The sequence below is a fragment of the Microcoleus sp. T3_A4 genome (genome assembly GCF_036700465.1).
In the GTDB taxonomy this organism is placed as follows: domain Bacteria; phylum Cyanobacteriota; class Cyanobacteriia; order Cyanobacteriales; family Microcoleaceae; genus Microcoleus.
On the sequence record NZ_JAUBOY010000076.1, the window covers coordinates 1 to 19,158 of the forward strand.

Sequence of the window (19,158 nt, forward strand, 5' to 3'; positions counted from 1 at the left end):
GCTTTCATTAGGTTTGATTACACAATGATATTTCATTATTATTGATTGTACCTCATAACAGCGGGAACCGCTGTATCATCTATTGAGCAAAAAATCCATTCCATTATTTATTTGCGATCGTATTTTTGCCGATACCTCTCGATCGCTGCTTTCAGCTTAGAGTTAAGTTCTGGTGGGTTTTCAATCGCTGAGGTAACAATTTCCCAATTTGGTTCGGAAAGAACGATCGTTTCTGGTTTAAGTGGCAGTTCTTCGGCTAGATTTAGAGCAACTTCGAGCAGATATTCGCTCAGACTAAGACCCCACAGGGTAGCTGCTTTTTCTAACAGTTCTTTTTGTTCCTGATTGATAGTTATCTCAAGGGTGCTTGTTTGGGGAGTTTGTGTAGGGGTTGACATATTTTTTCACTGAGAGCAAGGTTGGCTCATTTGATATTATAGCAATTTTTCAGGTGGGCGATCGCACGCTTGTTTGAGAAGGGCGATCGCTCCTGCCTGGTGTTAAACTGAATCTAGCGGTCGTGTTAAGCAAGGAAAAAATAGCCGTGATACCTATCCAAGAACAAATTGTTGACAAACTGAAAAATTTCTCTGAAATCGAACTCCAAGAAATCCTCAACTTTGCTGATTTTCTGTTATGGCAGCGGAGAAAGCAGGAAGTAGCTTCGCCACCCGATGAAACTGGCAACAGCCAACCAGCAAATATGGATGAAGAGTGCGACGTTCATTATGTTGGTGGAGTCTTAGTTGTCAAAGCATCATTAATAAAAAATCAAGAACTTATTAATTGGGATACAATTATTCCCGATATGCGCGAAGATGGAAAATATCTAATTGAAAAGACATGACTCAAAATAATTTACTGTCTCGCATCTCCATCGACTCGAATATCTGCTTTGGCAAACCGTGTATTCGCGGTCATCGCATCTGGGTTTCTCTCATTCTTGACTTTCTAGCTAGCGGCATGACTTTGGAAGAATTGCTTGAGGAATATCCGGGAATTGAACGAGAAGACGTTTTGGCTTGTATTGCTTATGGGGCTGAGTTGGCAAGAGATTATTATGTTGAAATTCCTCTGGCGGAAAAAAAGGTAGTTTTAAAGTGAAGTTAAAACTTGATGAAAATTTGGGCAGCATCCGCGTTGTTTCGATGTTACGTTTGGCTGGCCATGATGTTGCGACTGTACGGGAACAAAATTTGAGTTCAACACCGGATGAATTATTAATTGATATATGTCGGAGGGAAGATAGATGTTTGGTGACTTTGGATAGGGGGTTTGGCAATCGCCTCCGCTACAATCCTTCTGATTCTTCTGGGATTGTGTTACTGCGTCTGCCTTCTCAATCGAAACCGCAAGATTTGCAAGCGGCAGTAGAAATATTAATTCGCGGATTGGATGCCGCAGAAGTTGCGGGTAGATTGTGGATTATCCGAGGGGAACAGCTTTTGGAATATCAAGCAATATCGGAAGATGAATCTGACTAAATGCGGGCAGAAATAATGGAAAAATTTATTCAATAATCAACTTTTTATTGGATACATCCGTACAGCTAAACCTTTTTACCGACGCTGTTTAGGTAGCATTGCCTTTTCCAAATTTTCTGCGATCCGGAAATATGCAATTAATGGGTTTCCAAGTCCGAAAGGTAAGGCTTTGATAAGATCTCGGTCAATGCGATAAACTCTAGAACCAATTCGGAGAATGACATCTCCATCTTCACGAGCTTTTATACGTTCCCTTAAACGTCTAATTTCCTCACTTATAGCACTTCCGCAAACCTGCTCATCTATTAAAATTAGTTCTCTATCGAGATTTTCGAGTTCAGCTAAAATCCTGACAGCATCACCCTCCAAGCTATTTATCCTATCCAAGGCTGCTTGTCGCCGCGACTCAATTTTTACAATTTCTGCAAGTCGTGAACGTTCTGCTTCGAGAACTTGGATCTTTTCCTCCTGAGTTTTAGCCTGCTCTATTAACCTTTCGATCTCTGGAACTTTAGCAAGCTGCTGTATAATTTCCCTATCAGAACGCCTAAATGCGTAAGTAAATAAGTTTAGACCAACGGGGGCGGCAATAGCAGAGGCAAGACCGAACCAAATTACAAAACGATTATCTTTTACCGACTGAAAGCCAAGATAAACGGTTCCGCCAATAAGACCAATTGCAATGGATGCTGAAATAATCTTCCTTCTCAAAATCACTGAAGTAATTCCAAAATTAAGGGTTGAAAGAGATCTGTCCAAGATTTTATAGATCGGCAAGGGCATCAACAAGAGATGCCCTTACCCAATTAACTAAGCCCCGACAGATTCCTTCGCTGCGTACAGCACCTCAACGGTAATCTTATCAATCCCCCGATCGCGCGCGAACTTCTCAGTATTCCGCTTCACCTTACCCCGCACAAAACCAGGGATTTTATTCAACTCAGCCTGTCCATCCTTCGTCCAACCCATATCAGAATCAGCCGAAATACCCTTCGTAATCACTTCCTTGGTATCGTGGCCGCCGAAGATTTCCAGCAAGTGGTCTTCCATTCCCAAAGTGAAGGAATTGTAGACCAAATCTACGCACTGATTCGTACCTTCATAACCCAAAAATGGCTTGTAGCCGATCGGGAAATTTTGGACGTGAATCGGTGCAGCAATTACGCCGCAGGGAATATCCAACCGCTTACCCACGTGGCGTTCCATTTGTGTACCGAAAATTGCCGAAGGTTCCGCTTTGGCGATCGCATCTCCGATCGCCCCGTGATCATCCGTCACCAGCACTTCATCGCAATACTCGCTTACCTGTTCCCGGAACCAATCAGCATCGTGTTTGCAGTAGGTTCCAGCCCACACAACGTGGATTCCCATCTCGCGAGCCAAAATCTTCGTCATCGCCGCAGCGTGGGTATTATCGCCAAATACGACGGCTTTTTTGCCCGTTAAGTTTTGGCAGTCGATCGATCGCGAAAACCAAGCAGCCTGCGACACAAATCGAGTTTGTTGGTCAATAAAATTTTCGTAATCAACATCCGCACCTTGAGCATTCAAAACTTGCTGAATCTTGCGGATACAGCGCGCAGTTTCCACCACACCCATCGGCGTAATATCCACCATCGGCGTACCGAATTCTTTTTGCAAATACTCGCCGGTCATCATCCCCAATTCCCGATAAGGAACCAAGTTAAACCAAGCGCGGGGCAGTCTTTTTAAGTTATGAACCGAAGCACCTTCGGGAATAACTTCGTTGACTTCAATGCCCAAATCAGCCATCAAACGCTTCAACTCGGTGCAGTCGTGCTGGTTGTGGAAACCCAGGGTAGACATACCGATAATGTTGACAGATGGTTTTTCGCTTTTGGCTTCTACTAAATCGCCTTTTTTGCGGGCTTTGTTAATGTAAAATTGGACGATTTGATCCAAAGTGCGATCGGCTGCTTGCAGTTCGTTAACGCGGTAATGGTTAACATCCGCCAGCAATACATCGCCTTTAGCATCCAATTGAGCTCGTTCCACGAAGTTTTCCAAGTCTTCTTGCAGAATACTGGAGGTGCAAGTCGGGGTGAGCACGATTAAATCTGGGTGTTCTTCTCTGTCCTTGCGGGTGATGTTGTCCACCACCCGTTCCTGCGAACCCCGCGCCAGTACGTGTCTGTCAACGACGCTGGTAGTCACCGGGGTGAAATCCCGTTCCCTCTCCAGCATGGAACGCATGACGTTGAAATAGTCGTCTCCAATCGGTGCGTGCATGATCGCATGGACGTTTTTGAAGGAAGTCGCAACGCGCAGAGTGCCGATGTGGGCTGGGCCTGCGTACATCCAATAAGCCAATTTCATAGGTATTTTTCCTGGTGCTGGTTGAGAATTGCCCGATCGGGCGATTACTGCTAAATTTTAAGGTTGTTTCTGATTTTCTCACCGGATGAATCCTTTAGAAATAGTAACTTTCTGATGATTTCCAGATGTGGTAAATGCTCAAAAGCCTTGGCTGCTTAGGATTTGGCCCGTAATTCCAACAAATTGACCTTGCTTTTATGGCAATAATTCTTAATCTTTTCTCCAATTTTCTTCAGAGCTAGGCAAATCCTATCGCCCTAGAGTTCGCTGCCGCGCACCAGACAAGGTGCAATAATTCGGCATTTTTTGTCAAATTTACTCTGTTCAAACGGTCAATCGATTTTAGATTTTAGATTTTAGATTAAAGAATGGAAGCATTGACTCCACGGATAAATTCGGGGGTTTCTTTATCGGATACAGGTTTTTTATTTCTGGGTCCTGAGTCTGCGAAGGAATGAATCCGGGGGCTTGTATCCTGGATGCTTGATTGTCAGTTAGTATTGTTAATCGATCGGTCAAAATAGATAGAACTGAAGGAAATTTCAGATTCCGAAGCAACACTTACTTCCCTCAGCGCCTCGGTAGCGAATTATAGTTAAGATTTGCACCGGTCGTTTTTTTGAAGCACCCCAAATTCGTGCGCGATCGCCGAGAAAAATAAATCTTCCAGCACTTGCGTATTTTCACGAGATGTGGTGAGGCTCCACTAAAGTCAAGCGATTGCTTAGAATCCGAGATGATTTAGTTGTCAGAATGGCGATCGAGCATTAGAGTAAATCCTTGCACAAATCCTGTATTTGTGATTTTGTTTACCTAACTGCTGAGGTGACGAAAGCCCCAGGGCGCTTTTGTCAGCAGTAGCTCTTTGTTGTCAAGGCCTGCTTTCCCACACATCCCAAAAGATAGCTCTTGAGCGATAATGAAGAATAACAGAGGATTTACGAAAAGAAACCCGGTTTATACGAAAAAATCTTGGGTTTGTCAACGACTAGCAACGAAGGAACCCGGTTTCTAGCCCGCCGCGCGTAACTCCTGTAACATTGACCAAGCACACCTAATTTGAGAGAACCCAACTATGATGGCAATTCCCGGCGTTGCAGTTCTCGCTCTCATTTATGAAAGCAGCACTTCCCTGGTTTACCGCGGCCACAACGAGCAGAACAACCAACCTGTTATTATCAAACTTATCAAAGAAGACTATCCGACTCCTGAAGAACTGAATAGATACAAGCGCGAATATGAGATCACTGCCAACTTAAGCCTGTTGGACGGAGTTGTGAAAGTGTATAAGTTGCAACAGGTTAGAAATAGTCTGGCAATGATCTTAGAAGATTTTGGCGGGGAATCTTTAAAAATATTTATGGGTTCCCAAAAATTTACTATTTTAGGATTTCTGACTACGGCTATCAAAGTTGCTGAAACTTTGGGCGAAATTCACGGAAAAAATGTAATTCATAAAGATATAAATCCCTCTAATATAGTTTTTAATCCTGCTACAGGACAAGTAAAACTAATAGATTTCAGCATCTCAACTGCATCCAACCTAGAAAATATTCCCAATAAAAATCCTAATTTTTTAGAAGGCACTTTAGCCTATATGTCGCCCGAACAAACTGGCAGAATGAACCGGGTAGTCGATTACCGAACCGACTTTTATTCCCTCGGCGTGACATTCTATGAAATCCTGGCAGGACAACTTCCTTTTCCCACTACAGATCCCATGGAGTTAGTTCACTGTCACATAGCCAAACAGCCAGTACCTCTCGCTGAAATAGCCCCAGAAATTCCTAAAGCTGTTTCAGATATTGTGATGAAATTGTTAGCAAAAACCGCTGAAGAGCGCTATCAAAGTGCTTGGGGACTAAAAGCAGATTTGGAATCCTGCCTGTTTCAGTGGCAAACATCTGGGTTTGTTTCCGATTTTCCTCTTGGCATCCAAGATATTTCCGACAAATTTCAAATACCTCAAAAACTTTACGGCAGACAGCGAGAAGTTGAAACTCTTTTAGCGGCATTTGAGCGGGTGGCAGCAACAAATAATCGAGGCTACCGCACCGACAATTCTCAAATTTCTGTCATCAAAAAAGAGAGCAAATCGAAAAAAGAAATTCCCTTGTCAGTCCTGGGAAGAGGACAGCATAAATCCCGCAGCGAGATGATGCTGATTGCCGGTTATTCCGGCATTGGCAAATCTGCAATGGTGAAGATTTTAGACAAACCTATTACCCGCAGACGTGGATATTTTATTTGGGGAAAGTTTGACCAGTACAAGCGAACTATTCCTTACTCTGCCGTTGTCAGCGCTTTTTCGGAATTGGTGCGGCAACTGTTAACTGAAAGCGAGGCTCAATTAGCAGTTTGGCGCGAAAAACTCCGCACTTCCTTCGGTCAAAACGGGCAAATTATTATTGATGTCATCCCCGAAGTTGAACTAATTGTCGGAGCTCAGTCTCCTGTATCTGAATTGGGGCCGACGGAATCTCTGAACCGCTTTAATTTAGTATTTCAAAATTTCATTCGTGTATTTTGCCAGCCAGAACATCCGCTGGTCATTTTTCTCGACGATTTGCAGTGGGCTGATTCTGCTACTCTCAAATTGATCGAATTGATGATGACAGATGAAGCTACGCAATATCTGTTTTTAATTGGTGCTTATCGGGATAATGAAGTTAGTCCTACTCATCCTTTAATGATGACTGTGGAGACGCTGCGAAATCAGGAAGCTATCATTAATCAGATTGCTTTGTCGCCGCTGGGGGTGGAAAACATAACTCATTTGATTGCGGAGACTTTGCACAGCGATCGAGAATCTGTCAAACCCTTAGCTGAATTAGTAATCAGTAAAACCGACGGTAATCCTTTTTTTGTCAATCAATTCCTGCAAACATTGTATCAGGAAAACCTGCTAGTTTTTCACCCGCCACAGTCGGGTAGCAAGGGCGGCTGGCATTGGGATATGACTCAAATAGAGCAGTGCGCCATCACTGACAATGTAGTAGATTTGATGGTACAAAAATTGAGAAAACTGCCAAGTTCAACGCAGCAAGTTTTGCGTTTGGTGGCTTGTTTGGGCAACGAATTTGACTTGAATACTCTTTCTTTAATTCATGAAAAAGAAGCCTCGGAAACTTTTTCTCACCTGTTGCCGGCGATTAAGTCGGGACTGATTCTGCCAACTTCTGAATTGGAAAGCAAGTCATTAGATTACGTGCTGTTTCCGCTATTAATTCTGAATTATAAATTTTTGCACGATCGCGTACAGCAAGCAGCTTACGCTCTGATCGACGACTCGCAAAAAAAGGCAGTTCACCTGAAAATAGGCAGGCAAATCCTAGAAAACACCCCGGCTGAATATCGCGCTGACAGAATCTTTGAATTAGTCGATCACTTGAATGTGGCTCGATCGCTAATTAGAGACGATCGAGAATTAATTGAACTGGCAACGCTGAATTTAGACGCGGCCCGCAGAGCCAAAGATGCCACTGCTTATGTTGCTGCCTTGCAGTATTTAACCGCAGGCATGGACGGTTTGAGTGCCGATATTTGGGATGCCCACTACGACTTAGCCTTTGCCTTGCACATGGAGCGGGCAAATGTTGAGTATTTAAACGGTTTTTTCGAGAAGTCTGAAGAATTTATTAATATAACTTTGGAAAAAGCGCGATCGGCCTTAGAAAAGGTAGAAATTTACAACCTGCTGATCGTGCAGTACACCCTGCGGGCGAAGTACGAAGAAGCCGTTAAAGCCGGAATCACAGCTTTGGACTTGCTAGGCATTGACTTACCGCTAGACGGGCTACAAAAAGTCATATCCGAAGAATTTGCAGCAGCCACAAATATTTTAGCAGGTAGAGAAATAGCTTCCCTAATTGATGCCCCCGAAATGACTGTACCCGACAAAAAAGTTGCAGTCAAATTAATTACCAACTTGCTGACATCGGCGTACCTCAAAAATCCCGACTTGTGGAAAGTCAGCGTTTTAAAAGGAGTCAATCTTTCTCTACAATACGGTTTAGTACCCGAAGCCTCTCTTTGCTATGCTGGCTACGGTATGTTCTTAAACGCAGTTTCGGGAGATTACAAAGCTGCGTATCAATTCGGCTTGCTCTCGCTGAATCTCAGCGAAAAATCTGGCAATATCGGCTTGAAGTGCAGAGCTTGTTCATCCTTGGTCAGTATTTTTTATTACTGGTTCAATCACATCAAAGATTCCCACGCGATTAGCAATGAAGGATATCAAGCAGCTTTAGAATCAGGAGATTTAGAGTATGCGGGTTATATCCTGTCCAACCGCATAGCTAACTCATTTTTTCAAGGTAAAGAAATCTCGCAAATTCTGGCCGACACAAGCAGGTATTTGCAGTTCAGCCAAAAAACCAAAAATCAGCTCGTAACCGATATCTTATTAGGAGTAGAGTTAATCCTGCGTAACTTGAGCAAACTAACTCCTGAAAAGTTTGTATTTGAAAGCGAAGATATCAGCGAAGCTGAATACGTACACAACTGTCAAGTTCATCAAAATTTGTACTCGCTCTGCCTTTATCAGATTCGCAAATGCCAGGTAATGTACTGGTACGGCAACTTCAACGAAGCGCTACAACTAGCTTTTGAAGTAGAAAAACAGCTATCTTTTATTACCGGAGCGATACCCGCTACTGAATGGAATTTTTTCTTTTCTCTAACTTTAGCCGCCGTTTTCCCAAATGTTTCCGAAGACAAGCAAAAGGAATACTTGGAAAAATTAGAGGAAAACCAAAAACAGATGAAAATTTGGGCAGACAACTGTGCCGAAAATTTTCTGCACAAGTACCTTTTAGTACAAGCAGAAATAGCCCGAATTTCCAAGAAAGATTCCGAAGCTGTAGAACTGTACGATTTCTCTATAAATTTAGCCCAAGACAATGAGTTTGTCCAAAATGAAGCGCTAGCTAATGAACTAGCAGCTAAGTTTTGGTTGAGTAAAGGCAAGTATCAATATGCCAAAATCCACTTGCGTGAAGCTCACTCGTGCTACTTGCGCTGGGGTGCAGTTCGCAAAGTAGAAGATTTAGAACAGAAGTATCCGCAGTTGCGGGAAATGACGCCAATCAACGGCAGTTTTAACAACAATCAAACTACCACAACTATTCATACTTCTACTGGCAGCGATGCTAGAGTGCTGGATTTGGCAACGGTAATGAAAGCATCTCTGGCGATTTCTAGCGAAATTGTCCTCGATAAGTTGCTGGCTTCTTTGATGAGAATATCTTTGGAAAATGCGGGTGCTCAATTAGGTTTTCTGATTTTAGTTAGAGATGGTAAACTGTTGATTTCAGCTAAGGCGTCAGTATTTGCTGAAGATGTAGCTGTGCTGCAATTTACGCCTGTTGGAGACTATCATGATTTACCTGTGACGGTGATTAATTATGTGGAAAGGACTCGCTCGGATTTGGTGTTGAGCAATGCGGCGGCTGAGGGACTATTCACAGCCGATCCTTACATCGCTAAACACCAACTGCAATCTATTTTGTGTACTCCCATCATCAATCAAGGCAAACTGATCGGCATTCTTTATTTAGAAAACAATTTGACTGTCGGAGCATTTACTCCCCACAGATTGGAAGTTTTAAGGTTGCTTTCTTCCCAAGTTGCTATTTCTTTGGAAAATGCTCTACTTTACAATTCGGTGGAACAGAAAGTGCAAGAACGGACGCAGGAGTTAAATGAAAAAAACGAGCGTTTAGAACACACTTTGCGGGAACTTAAACTAACTCAAGCTCAATTAATCCAAACGGAAAAAATGTCTAGTTTGGGGCAAATGGTCGCTGGTGTAGCTCACGAAATTAATAATCCTGTAAGTTTCATCTATGGCAATCTTAATCCGGCTAGCGAATACGTTAAAGACTTGCTAAAATTGATTGAGCTTTATCAGCAGCACTATCCAGAACCTGTGGATGAAATTCTAGAAGAAATAGAAACAATTGAGCTGGAATTCTTGAGCGAGGATTTGCAAAAGCTGCTGGATTCCATGAAAGTAGGAGCGGAAAGAATCCGGGATATTGTGCTAAGCTTGCGGAATTTCTCGCGCCTCGACGAAGCGCAAATGAAGTCGGTAGATATCCATCAAGGCATCGACAGTACGGTGATGTTGCTGCAACCGCGCCTGAGAAAAGAGGGCGGGCGTTTGGGAATTGAGGTGATTAAAAATTACAGCACGCTACCACTAATTACTTGTTATGCGTCTCAGTTGAATCAGGTATTTATGAATATTTTGACAAATGCGATCGATGCTCTCCTCGTAGCAAGAGATTGCCCGGAAAACTCTCATCAACAGCCTACGATTACAATTTCTACAGAGGTGACTGACAGGAATTCTGCCATAATTAGAATTGCTGACAGCGGGCCAGGGATGAGCACTGAGGTGCTGCACAAGATATTCGATCCATTTTTTACAACTAAGCCCGTGGGTTCGGGAACAGGTTTGGGATTGTCTATTTCTCACTCGATTGTTGTCAGTTCTCACGGCGGAAAATTGACGTGCGTTTCTGCACCAGGAGAGGGCAGCGAGTTTATTATTGAAATTCCGATCGCCCCCAAGCAAGTTTTGTAAGCGGCACCACCATCAACCAACAGCATTGCTGAAAGAGTAATGATGTTTCAGGGAAAATGAAAGAATAAACGTCTCTACCTCTCTTTATCTGGGTGAATCAGCGTCAATCCATTGTCCGGGGCGGTTAATACATTCTCTTTTTTTTACCGCAGATGAGGGCAGATAAACACAGATTAACGCAGATGAATTAGATATATTTCGGTGGCGCTGTTGGTGATTGTTGACCTTGGGCGAAACTGATCGGCCATCGCTGTTGAAGGAATTCCTAAAATAAATTAGTGATAAAGTTTCCAGCATTCTCGCGCAATTTCCCAATCCTCCTGCGTGTGAATTACCAAAATTCTCACTGCTGAATCCACTGCCGCAATATCTTGATCGATCGGTGACTGTTGATTTTTATCCTCATCCAATTTTAACCCGATAAATCCAAAAGCTTCGCAAGCGGCAGCCCGTACAATAGCAGAATTTTCCCCAACTCCCGCCGTAAAAATTAAAGCATCCAACCCTCCTAAACTCGCCAGCATGGCACCAATTCCGGCACGCAAACGGTGGATGTAAATCTCCAAAGCCAGTTGAGCTCTCTGATTACCTTGGGCGATCGCATCTCCAATCTGCCGCAGATCGCTAGACACCCCTGAAATCCCTTTTAAACCAGAATTTCGATTGAGAATACCATCAAGTTTCTCTGCAGTAAACTCGGATTGTTTTAACAGATGAATGAGAATGCCTGGATCGATCGAGCCCGATCGACTTCCCATCATCAATCCTTCCAAAGGCGTAAATCCCATCGTCGTGTCCACACTCCAGCCACCGCGAATGGCTGCGAGAGAACATCCGTTGCCCAAATGACAGCTAATCAACCGCAAATCTGCCAAATCGTGACCCAGAATTTCGCCAGCCCGACGCGCGCAATATTGATGGCTAATCCCGTGAAAACCGTAGCGCCGAATCCCATTTTCCAGCCATTCATAGGGGCCGGGATACACAAAGGCTGCGGGCGGCAATTGTGCGTGAAAAGCTGTATCAAATACTGCTACTTGCGGCACATTTGGGAGGATTTTTTCAATGGCTTCGATGCCTTCGAGGTTGACGGGATTGTGTACGGGGGCGAAAACAGATAAACGGGCGATCGCCTTTTTAACATCCGGCGAAATTAACGTACTTTGCTGATAATCTTCCCCGCCATGTACGACGCGGTGGCCGACAATATCAATCTCTTTTAAATCATTAAGGGTTTGAGTTTTCCCCCTCCAAAGAGTCTCCAGCATTCTAGAAATAGCATCTTGGCGAGACTCGGATGCAAATTCCTCTTCAAGCCGATCGCCTTTTGCTGTTTTGACTTTCAACTCTGCTATACCCTGCTGGTGAGTCCAATCAATTTGAGCCTCCCACAGAGGTTGCAAAGGTCGATCGGGCAGGACATCATTTAACTCGTAAAGACAGCTCTTTTGACTGCTAGAACCCGCATTTAACACCAGTATTTTCATGCTTGATTATGTCCTGTTGATTCGTTCTTTCGATCGCTAGGCGATTGCAATCGCGTGTTGTCAAACTTTCATCCGCCTGCACAGACTAAGAAATCTTGAGAGCCTGGGAAAATTATTAAGAACTATGTCGAAAAATTAACTGTTAATGCAATGTGTAGCGAACAGTTGCATTTTTTTGATATATCTTCTAGGCAGATTTTCATTTACTAAAGTTTAAGGAGCCGATCGATGTTTACACCAATTTTACTTGCCGTTGCCCCCAGAACCGTAGAGTGGAGCCCTACAATCGGTTTGATTATGATTCTTTGCAATATTTTAGCTATTGCGATCGGCAAATCAACCATCCAGAATCCTACCACAGGCCCAGCAATGCCCTCATCGAGTATGTTCGGCGGTTTGAGTTTGGGCGCAGTTTTGGGAACTACTGCCTTTGGTCATATTTTGGGAGCAGGTACTATTTTAGGATTGTCTTACATAGGGGCGATTTAGTTTCAGACGCTCCGGGTAGGCAGTGCGCGCACCCTACCCGCAATTTCAAGTACCGGGCAAATTGCGGAGAGTTTCATCCATGTACGATCGATCGCCCAAAACTTCCAGCAGCGGCCCGTGCACCTCAAACTTAACAATACTGACAGAAGCTGCTAAAGCGGCAATGCGATCGCGATAACGTCCCAAATCAATCCCCAACAAACTGCACAGAATAATTCTAATAGTGGCTTTGTGGGAGACAACCAACACATTACCGTTTTTGTACTTTTCCTCAATTTCTGCAATAACTAAGGAAGCTCTACTGGCAATTTGCACAGAAGTTTCGCCGCCGTTTGGTGCATTCCAAGCAGGTTCTGTCAGCCAGTTAATATAATCTTCTGCGTATTCTTTTTTGACTGATTCTACTGTTTTGCCTTCCCACTCACCGTACTTAATTTCCCTCAGTCCGTCGCGAAGCTGCATTTCAATTCCCACAGCATCGCACAAAGGTTTTGCAGTAGCAATTGTGCGTTTCATCGGACTGACATAAACAGCCTCCCAGGGCAATTTCGCGTAAGTAGCGGCAAACTGTTCTGCCATTTGAGAACCTTCGGGCGTTAATTCTGGGTCGATAGCGCCGCAGAAACCGCCTGTTTGGCTGTAAGTCGTTTCACCGTGTCGTAGAAAGTAGATTTTTAAGCTCATATATAGCAGTTTTATTTGATTGTTGAAAAAGACTTTTATTGAACGAACCGCAGAAAGAAGAGATTCTCGATCGCCCGCGCCGGACACGGCAGTGCCGTGTCCTAATCCCCGATCGCGCGCCGGACACGGCATTGCCGTGTCCCTACCCAGAATATCGCTAGCCCGGTGCACCCGATCGCACGGTTTGATCTCCTGTCGTTGTCGGATCTTTCGTTTCCTTCGGCGCTTCCGACGAAACCGCGCCCGCGTGCGGCCACTGCCAGTCGCGGATTTCCGGCATATCATCGCCGTGTTCGTTGATATACTGCCTGTGTTCGATCAGCTTGTCACGGATAGCTTGTTTGCCGTAAGCTGCTACAGAACTCAGTTTCGGAACGCGATCGAGTACATCTCCAACTAAATGGAATCGATCGAGGTCATTAATCACCACCATATCAAAGGGCGTCGTAGTCGTTCCCTCTTCCTTGTAACCCCGAACGTGAATATTCGAGTGATTTGTCCGGCGATAAGTCAAGCGGTGAATCAGCCAAGGATAGCCGTGAAAAGCAAAAATCACCGGTTTATCTTTCGTGAACAAAGTATCAAAATCCTTGTCAGACAAACCGTGGGGATGTTCGCTAGCAGGTTGCAGCGTCATCAAATCCACCACATTCACCACCCGCACTTTTAAATCGGGATAATCTCGGCGGAGAATGTCAACAGCAGCCAAAGTTTCCAGCGTCGGAACATCACCCGCGCAAGCCATCACCACATCCGGTTCGCCACCTTTATCATTGCTAGCCCACTCCCAAATGCCGATGCCGACGGTACAGTGTTTAATCGCAGAATCCATATCCAAATACTGTAATGCCGGCTGCTTCCCTGCAATAATCACGTTGACATAGTTGCGACTGCGGAGACAGTGATCCGTTACAGACAGCAAAGTGTTCGCATCTGGCGGCAAATAAATCCGCACAACCTCGGCTTTCTTGTTAATTACGTGGTCGATAAAACCCGGATCTTGGTGAGAAAAACCGTTGTGATCTTGTCGCCAAACGTGAGAAGTTAGTAAGTAATTCAGAGAGGCGATCGGTCTGCGCCAAGGAATGTGACGAGTAGTTTTCAACCACTTGGCGTGTTGATTGAACATCGAATCGATGATGTGAATAAACGCCTCGTAGCAGGAGAAAAAGCCGTGGCGTCCCGTCAGCAAATAGCCTTCCAGCCATCCCTGACATAAATGTTCGCTGAGAACTTCCATCACCCGGCCTTCGGGGGAGATGTGGTCGTCTTCGGGCAAAATTTCCCCCGCCCACACCCGGTTCGTCACTTCAAACACCGGATCGAGGCGGTTTGAGGCCGTCTCGTCAGGCCCGACAATGCGGAAATTGGCGTTTTCCTGATTCAGTCTCATCACGTCTCGCAGGAAGCGGCCAGAAACGCGGGTTGCTTCTGCCATTACAGTGCCCGGTTTTTGCACATCAACGGCGTAGTCCTCAAATTTCGGCATTTTTAAGTCTCGCAGCAGCAGGCCGCCGTTAGCGTGGGGATTTGCCCCCATACGTCGAGCTCCCTTGGGTGCGAGTTCTGCCAATTCGGGAATTAACTTGCCCTTTTCGTCGAAGAGTTCTTCCGGCTTATAGCTTTTCATCCAATCTTCGAGGAGTTGGACGTGTCCCGGCTTAGAAGCCATTTCCGAAAGTGGGACTTGGTGCGATCGCCAATAATCCTCTGTTTTCTTACCGTCTACTTCCTTCGGCCCCGTCCAGCCTTTGGGAGTTTTCATTACAATCATCGGCCACTGGGGACGGCCGGAATAGCCCTCCGTCCGGGCTTTTTCCTGAATCGCCTTAATTTCGCCGATCGCGGTATCGAGAGTTGCAGCCATCAACTGGTGCATGGTTTCCGGGTCTGAACCTTCCACCCAATAAGGTTTGTAGCCATAACCGACCATCAAACTTTCCAATTCCTCCTGCGGAATGCGGGCCAACAGAGTTGGATTGGCAATTTTGTAGCCGTTCAAGTGCAAAATCGGCAACACAGCCCCGTCGCGAACTGGGTTGAGAAACTTGTTAGAGTGCCAGCTAGCAGCTAGCGGGCCGCTTTCGGCTTCCCCGTCACCGACAACGGCCGCCACAATCAAATCGGGATTGTCGAAGACTGCCCCGTAAGCGTGGACTAGGGCGTAGCCGAGTTCGCCCCCTTCGTGAATCGAACCGGGGGTTTCCGGGGCGACGTGGCTGGGGATACCGCCGGGAAAGGAGAACTGTTTGAACAGCCGTTTGATACCCTCTTCATCTTCGGAAATGTTCGAGTAATATTCGCTGTAAGTGCCTTCGAGATAGGTGTTGGCGACCAAGCCCGGCCCGCCGTGTCCAGGGCCTGCGATGTAGATGGTGTTGAGGTCTTGGGCTTTGATGATGCGGTTGAGGTGAACGTAGATGAAGTTTAGCCCTGGAGTAGTGCCCCAATGTCCGAGGAGTCTCGGTTTGACGTGTTCGATTTTGAGGGGTTCTTTGAGTAGGGGGTTGTCGAGGAGATAGATTTGTCCAACGGATAGGTAGTTTGCCGCCCGCCAGTAGGCGTTCATTTTGTGTAGTTCTGAGTCGGAAAGCGGCTTTAATTGCGGGATCTCGGTTGTTCCTAGCATCATCAGCGATTGACTCCTGAGTTTGGATTGTTTTGTAAAGTGCGATCGATATTAATTTGTTATCTGTGACATTTTGTATTTAAACTCCATGTCTTCCACACCAACTATTGAATTCTAGCTCGTTTATGTCTCCATCAAAGTTTAAATCAATGTTAATTTATGGCTAAACATCGCACATTTTCGAGTGAATAAAGGTGGAAATTTCCGGGGATCAAGGAATTAAGCAATATAAAATAGGATTTACACAAGAGTTTTCGTAGAGTGTGGACTGTGCACCTGATGCGTATGTGCTGCGAGTGGTAGGATGTGTTGTGCAAGTTCCCAAAAAGATACTTCTCAAGGTAGAAGTCATAATGATTGATACCGGAAGTTGATTTTAGTTTGTGTCGGCAGATGGCTGATATCGCTTATCAAAAAAAATGCAAATTTAGGCCATATCCAAAGCTTTATGTCCTCAGTCATTCCCAATTTTAAAATCTCAAATCTAAAATGGTATGACTCGTTTTGTTTTAAAGTTTTTGAGGTTCGTTTAATATCGGGGTAAAAGGGTGAGCAATTTTTATAATTTACAGATTTATCCAGAAGTTAAAAAGATATAGCAAGGCTATTTCATTTGTAAACGGGCTTTTTTTTATGAATTGCAGAGGCGCACAGGGCGCAGAGGAAGAGATCCGAGAGAAAGGAATTGCGTATAACAGCCAATACATATTATCTAATTATTAACCCAAAATTTAGCTAAGCTGAGGCGCATCTAAATTTGACAATCAAATTCGAGCAAATTCTTGTGGGGATTAGGGGTTGGGCGTTCCGCCCGCCCAAAAATACAATTTAGATGCGTAACAGCTTAACACCTGACAATGAATTAGCCAAACTCCCGGTGTCTGTGGCGGTGATGCTTGTAGGAGAAATACTCGCATTCTTGTTTGGGTACTGGAAAGTTTTCGTCGTTTGGGTATGAACAAGTCTCGACTCCAGGCGATCGCACTATAATAGCAAATACATACATATAGCCTTTCTCATTAACATGAGGTGCTCATAGGGCCTAGGGCATGGGCATAGGAAGGAGCCCGCATACCTCACCACGCTTGAGAACCGCTATATTTCATAAGTACCAAAATTTCTATGACTATCAAAGAATTAGAAGCGCAACTTCTGGCTTTAACGCCAACCGAGAAAGCTCAAATCATCCAATTATTAACCCAGAACTTAGCCAACACCTGGCAAGGAATTAGCAAGACTCCCGGTGTCTGCGGCGGTGATGCTTGTATCAGAAACACTCGCATTCCTGTGTGGGTACTGGAAAGTTTTCGTCGCTTGGGTATGAACGAGTCTCGACTCTTAGATAACTATCCCACACTAACCGCTACTGATTTAGCAAATGCCTGGACTTATGCGGCAGCTTTTCCCGATGAAATTGAAATAGCTATCCGCGAAAATGACGAGGATTGAAATGATGGCGCGTCTTTATGGTGACGAACAATTTCCCAGAGAGGTTGTAGAATTGCTGCGCCAGATGGGGCACAATATTCTGACAGTGCAAGAAGCCGGAAAAGATAACCAAAAAATCCCTGACGAAGAAGTGTTAGCTTTTGCAGTCGATGAAAATCGAGCTGTTTTAACTCTCAATCGCCGTCATTTTATTAGACTGCACAGCTCACAGCCTGACCATGCTGGTATTATTGTCTGTAAGGCAGATGATGAATTAGCAAGAATGGCGACTAACATTAATGAAGCTATTTCCTCACTTGCAACATTAACAGGTCAATTGATTCGCGTCTATCGTTCTGGGTCGCCATCTATATCTTAAGCGATCGCCACAAAGTAAACTCAAGCAATCTCAATCCGAAAATCACTGCATCGGTTTGATTGCTGGCTAGATGCCATCGCCCATATTTCCCGCTAAAAAAACTTAGGAGGCGACTAAAACAGGACTCTCTGAAATGCGGCAAACATTGGACACAGTTGGCTGGTGGGCAACGACTCGCAGTTCGTGAGGATAGCGGGGACGCGGGTCATTTTCTAACCAGATGGGCGGTACCATCATCACTTCATAGTAAGCGATCGTATCGAAAACACCTGGCTGGGACTTCAACTCCACTGTTAAGCCAGCTCGGTACTCAAATGCTTCTTCCCAGTCTAGGTTTTCATTGATACCCATAGCGATCGCGCCTCTTAATCTTGTTTCTTTTGTCCATTGTAGAGCCCTACATAAAAGATTTGGTACTTTCTGTTGCTTACGATACAATTTTTAACTTTATATGTTCGATTCATGACAATTTAACAGAGAGCAGCAATTGTCAATAAGTAAATAGGATGATTTTGCTGGCGGGTGACAAGTAAACTGAAAAGGTAGGCTTGACAAGAGTTTGAGTTGATATGTCTCAAAAAAAATAGGGGCGATGGAACCGCGCAGACGTTTATGAGACAAAGGAAGATCAGAGAATTTTAAGGATTGAAGTACGAACCTATTTTTGCCCTCTTGTCTAGTGTTTTACAAATAAAGAAACCCGGTTTCTTAAAAAAACCGGGTTTCTGGGATGAGTGAAAACTAAACTAATTTCACTTGGTTTTCTACTTGGTCGCAGTCGCAGTATTTTTAGCAAGCGAGCTCCTTCTTCATTTCTTTTGGGCAGATGTCTAATACTCAAAGTAAAATATGGCATAATATAAATATTAGTTTCATAGCTTTGCACCTATGACCGCCCAAATAACCCTAAATCTGCCAGATGAAGTCTATCACCAAGCAGAATTACTAGCGCTGCAACGCCACCGCACCGTGAGTGAGATTCTAGTAGAAACTCTGGAAAATTTTCTCTTACCAACCGCTAAACCAGTATCAGCACTGTCTGATTCAGAAGTAATCACTCAGACTCAACTCCGGCTGCAACCACTCCAAGAACAACGATTGAGTGAATTGCTAGACCGCCAACAATCCGGTACGATCGCATCTGTAGAACTGGCTGAATTGCAGGCATTAATCCACATATATGAAACTCGACTATTGCGACAAGCTCAAGCCTTAAATGAAGCTGTGCGGCGTGGCTTGCTCGAACCATTGAAAGGATAATCAAAATGGCAATTTCTGAACAAGTTAGAGCCAGAGTTGGCGCACAAGCTCAAAATCGGTGCGGTTATTGTCGCAGTTTACAAATGTATGTCCTGGGAATATTGGAAATTGACCATATTATTCCTAAAGCGATTGGCGGTACTGACGAGGAAGAAAATCTCTGGCTGGCTTGTAGTCTATGCAATAATTACAAAGTAACCCAAACTGACGCATTAGATCCGGTAACGCAAAAGCACGTTAAGTTATTTAATCCGCGCACTCAACAATGGTCACAAAATTTTGCTTGGAGTGAAGACGCTACAGAAATGATTGGACTTATATCAGGTTCGGGTAATTACTTATAATGTGAATTCGGCCGCTCGAACTTGAATTCGGGCGCTCGAACTTGAATT

At 44.5% G+C, this 19,158-nt stretch carries 17 protein-coding genes; 10 read left to right on the forward strand and 7 right to left on the reverse strand.

Annotated elements, in window-relative coordinates; translation table 11 throughout:
• Positions 1–107 precede the first annotated feature (107 nt).
• On the reverse strand, positions 108–398 hold the full coding sequence (locus QUA07_RS27885; protein WP_333331898.1) for a DUF1778 domain-containing protein: 291 nt from the start codon (positions 396–398) through the stop codon (positions 108–110).
• A gap of 146 nt (positions 399–544) precedes the next feature.
• Between QUA07_RS27885 and QUA07_RS27890 the strand changes: the two genes are divergently transcribed.
• Genes QUA07_RS27890 through QUA07_RS27900 form a run of 3 tightly spaced genes read left to right on the forward strand, consistent with a single transcriptional unit; the run spans position 545 to position 1,484 of the window.
• On the forward strand, positions 545–847 hold the full coding sequence (locus QUA07_RS27890; protein WP_333331901.1) for a hypothetical protein: 303 nt from the start codon (positions 545–547) through the stop codon (positions 845–847).
• Positions 844–1,104, forward strand: coding sequence for a DUF433 domain-containing protein (locus QUA07_RS27895; RefSeq protein WP_332972106.1), 261 nt, complete (start codon positions 844–846; stop codon positions 1,102–1,104). The genes QUA07_RS27890 and QUA07_RS27895 overlap by 4 nt, the downstream gene beginning before the upstream one ends.
• Entirely contained in the window at positions 1,101–1,484 is a 384-nt protein-coding gene (locus QUA07_RS27900) for a DUF5615 family PIN-like protein (protein ID WP_333331904.1), read from the forward strand. The genes QUA07_RS27895 and QUA07_RS27900 overlap by 4 nt, the downstream gene beginning before the upstream one ends.
• 75 nt (positions 1,485–1,559) lie before the next feature.
• Here the strand turns inward: QUA07_RS27900 and QUA07_RS27905 are convergent, their stop codons facing one another.
• Together QUA07_RS27905 and bchB are read right to left on the reverse strand one after the other, a co-directional pair.
• A complete protein-coding gene (locus tag QUA07_RS27905) occupies positions 1,560–2,243 on the reverse strand; it encodes a hypothetical protein (protein ID WP_333331907.1) in 684 nt (227 codons plus the stop codon).
• Between the two features lie 51 nt (positions 2,244–2,294).
• Positions 2,295–3,821, reverse strand: coding sequence for a ferredoxin:protochlorophyllide reductase (ATP-dependent) subunit B (gene bchB / locus QUA07_RS27910; RefSeq protein ID WP_242723164.1), 1,527 nt, complete (start codon positions 3,819–3,821; stop codon positions 2,295–2,297).
• A gap of 1,075 nt (positions 3,822–4,896) precedes the next feature.
• Here bchB and QUA07_RS27915 point away from each other — a divergent pair.
• Entirely contained in the window at positions 4,897–10,410 is a 5,514-nt protein-coding gene (locus QUA07_RS27915; RefSeq protein ID WP_333331911.1) for an AAA family ATPase, read from the forward strand.
• A 275-nt stretch (positions 10,411–10,685) separates the two neighbouring features.
• On the opposite strand, the gene QUA07_RS27920 is transcribed toward QUA07_RS27915, so the two are convergent.
• Positions 10,686–11,897: an acetate kinase gene (locus QUA07_RS27920; protein WP_333331913.1), complete on the reverse strand. Its 1,212-nt coding sequence runs from the start codon at positions 11,895–11,897 to the stop codon at positions 10,686–10,688.
• Between the two features lie 228 nt (positions 11,898–12,125).
• On the opposite strand from QUA07_RS27920, the gene psaK reads away from it, so the two are divergent.
• Positions 12,126–12,386 carry a photosystem I reaction center subunit PsaK gene (gene psaK, locus QUA07_RS27925; protein WP_333331916.1) on the forward strand — a complete coding sequence of 87 codons (261 nt, stop codon included), beginning with the start codon at positions 12,126–12,128 and terminating at the stop codon, positions 12,384–12,386.
• Positions 12,387–12,431: 45 nt separating this feature from the next.
• On the opposite strand, the gene QUA07_RS27930 is transcribed toward psaK, so the two are convergent.
• Together QUA07_RS27930 and QUA07_RS27935 are read right to left on the reverse strand one after the other, a co-directional pair.
• On the reverse strand, positions 12,432–13,202 hold the full coding sequence (locus QUA07_RS27930; RefSeq protein ID WP_333331919.1) for a histidine phosphatase family protein: 771 nt from the start codon (positions 13,200–13,202) through the stop codon (positions 12,432–12,434).
• 25 nt (positions 13,203–13,227) lie between these two features.
• Complete coding sequence (locus QUA07_RS27935; RefSeq protein ID WP_333331922.1) at positions 13,228–15,702, reverse strand: phosphoketolase family protein; 2,475 nt, start codon at positions 15,700–15,702, stop codon at positions 13,228–13,230.
• Positions 15,703–16,560: 858 nt separating this feature from the next.
• On the opposite strand from QUA07_RS27935, the gene QUA07_RS27940 reads away from it, so the two are divergent.
• The 3 genes from QUA07_RS27940 to QUA07_RS27950 all read left to right on the forward strand — a co-directional run bounded on the left by QUA07_RS27940 (position 16,561) and on the right by QUA07_RS27950 (position 17,506).
• Positions 16,561–16,689, forward strand: a complete 129-nt coding sequence (locus QUA07_RS27940; protein WP_333331932.1) for a DUF433 domain-containing protein — start codon at positions 16,561–16,563, stop codon at positions 16,687–16,689.
• Between the two features lie 132 nt (positions 16,690–16,821).
• Positions 16,822–17,148 carry a DUF433 domain-containing protein gene (locus QUA07_RS27945; protein ID WP_333144268.1) on the forward strand — a complete coding sequence of 109 codons (327 nt, stop codon included), beginning with the start codon at positions 16,822–16,824 and terminating at the stop codon, positions 17,146–17,148.
• Positions 17,135–17,506: a DUF5615 family PIN-like protein gene (locus tag QUA07_RS27950; RefSeq protein ID WP_445305921.1), complete on the forward strand. Its 372-nt coding sequence runs from the start codon at positions 17,135–17,137 to the stop codon at positions 17,504–17,506. Before QUA07_RS27945 ends, QUA07_RS27950 begins: the two co-directional genes overlap by 14 nt.
• A 102-nt stretch (positions 17,507–17,608) precedes the next feature.
• On the opposite strand, the gene QUA07_RS27955 is transcribed toward QUA07_RS27950, so the two are convergent.
• A complete protein-coding gene (locus QUA07_RS27955; protein ID WP_333331925.1) occupies positions 17,609–17,857 on the reverse strand; it encodes a hypothetical protein in 249 nt (82 codons plus the stop codon).
• 537 nt (positions 17,858–18,394) lie between these two features.
• On the opposite strand from QUA07_RS27955, the gene QUA07_RS27960 reads away from it, so the two are divergent.
• Both QUA07_RS27960 and QUA07_RS27965 read left to right on the forward strand, forming a co-directional pair.
• A complete protein-coding gene (locus QUA07_RS27960) occupies positions 18,395–18,766 on the forward strand; it encodes a hypothetical protein (protein WP_006634749.1) in 372 nt (123 codons plus the stop codon).
• Between the two features lie 5 nt (positions 18,767–18,771).
• A complete protein-coding gene (locus QUA07_RS27965; protein ID WP_333331929.1) occupies positions 18,772–19,110 on the forward strand; it encodes an HNH endonuclease signature motif containing protein in 339 nt (112 codons plus the stop codon).
• Positions 19,111–19,158: the final 48 nt, after the last annotated feature.

Bases quoted from the DNA above. Each gene is read 5' to 3' on its own strand.
- QUA07_RS27920 (WP_333331913.1), bottom strand. From the start codon at position 11,897: ATGAAAATACTGGTGTTAAATGCGGGTTCTAGCAGTCAAAAGAGCTGT.
- psaK (WP_333331916.1), top strand. From the start codon at position 12,126: ATGTTTACACCAATTTTACTTGCCGTTGCCCCCAGAACCGTAGAGTGG.
- QUA07_RS27950 (WP_445305921.1), top strand. From the start codon at position 17,135: ATGACGAGGATTGAAATGATGGCGCGTCTTTATGGTGACGAACAATTT.
- QUA07_RS27965 (WP_333331929.1), top strand. From the start codon at position 18,772: ATGGCAATTTCTGAACAAGTTAGAGCCAGAGTTGGCGCACAAGCTCAA.
- QUA07_RS27935 (WP_333331922.1), bottom strand. From the start codon at position 15,702: ATGATGCTAGGAACAACCGAGATCCCGCAATTAAAGCCGCTTTCCGAC.
- QUA07_RS27960 (WP_006634749.1), top strand. From the start codon at position 18,395: ATGACCGCCCAAATAACCCTAAATCTGCCAGATGAAGTCTATCACCAA.
- bchB (WP_242723164.1), bottom strand. From the start codon at position 3,821: ATGAAATTGGCTTATTGGATGTACGCAGGCCCAGCCCACATCGGCACT.
- QUA07_RS27945 (WP_333144268.1), top strand. From the start codon at position 16,822: ATGACTATCAAAGAATTAGAAGCGCAACTTCTGGCTTTAACGCCAACC.
- QUA07_RS27915 (WP_333331911.1), top strand. From the start codon at position 4,897: ATGATGGCAATTCCCGGCGTTGCAGTTCTCGCTCTCATTTATGAAAGC.
- QUA07_RS27930 (WP_333331919.1), bottom strand. From the start codon at position 13,202: ATGCCGTGTCCGGCGCGCGATCGGGGATTAGGACACGGCACTGCCGTG.
- QUA07_RS27895 (WP_332972106.1), top strand. From the start codon at position 844: ATGACTCAAAATAATTTACTGTCTCGCATCTCCATCGACTCGAATATC.
- QUA07_RS27885 (WP_333331898.1), bottom strand. From the start codon at position 398: ATGTCAACCCCTACACAAACTCCCCAAACAAGCACCCTTGAGATAACT.
- QUA07_RS27955 (WP_333331925.1), bottom strand. From the start codon at position 17,857: ATGGGTATCAATGAAAACCTAGACTGGGAAGAAGCATTTGAGTACCGA.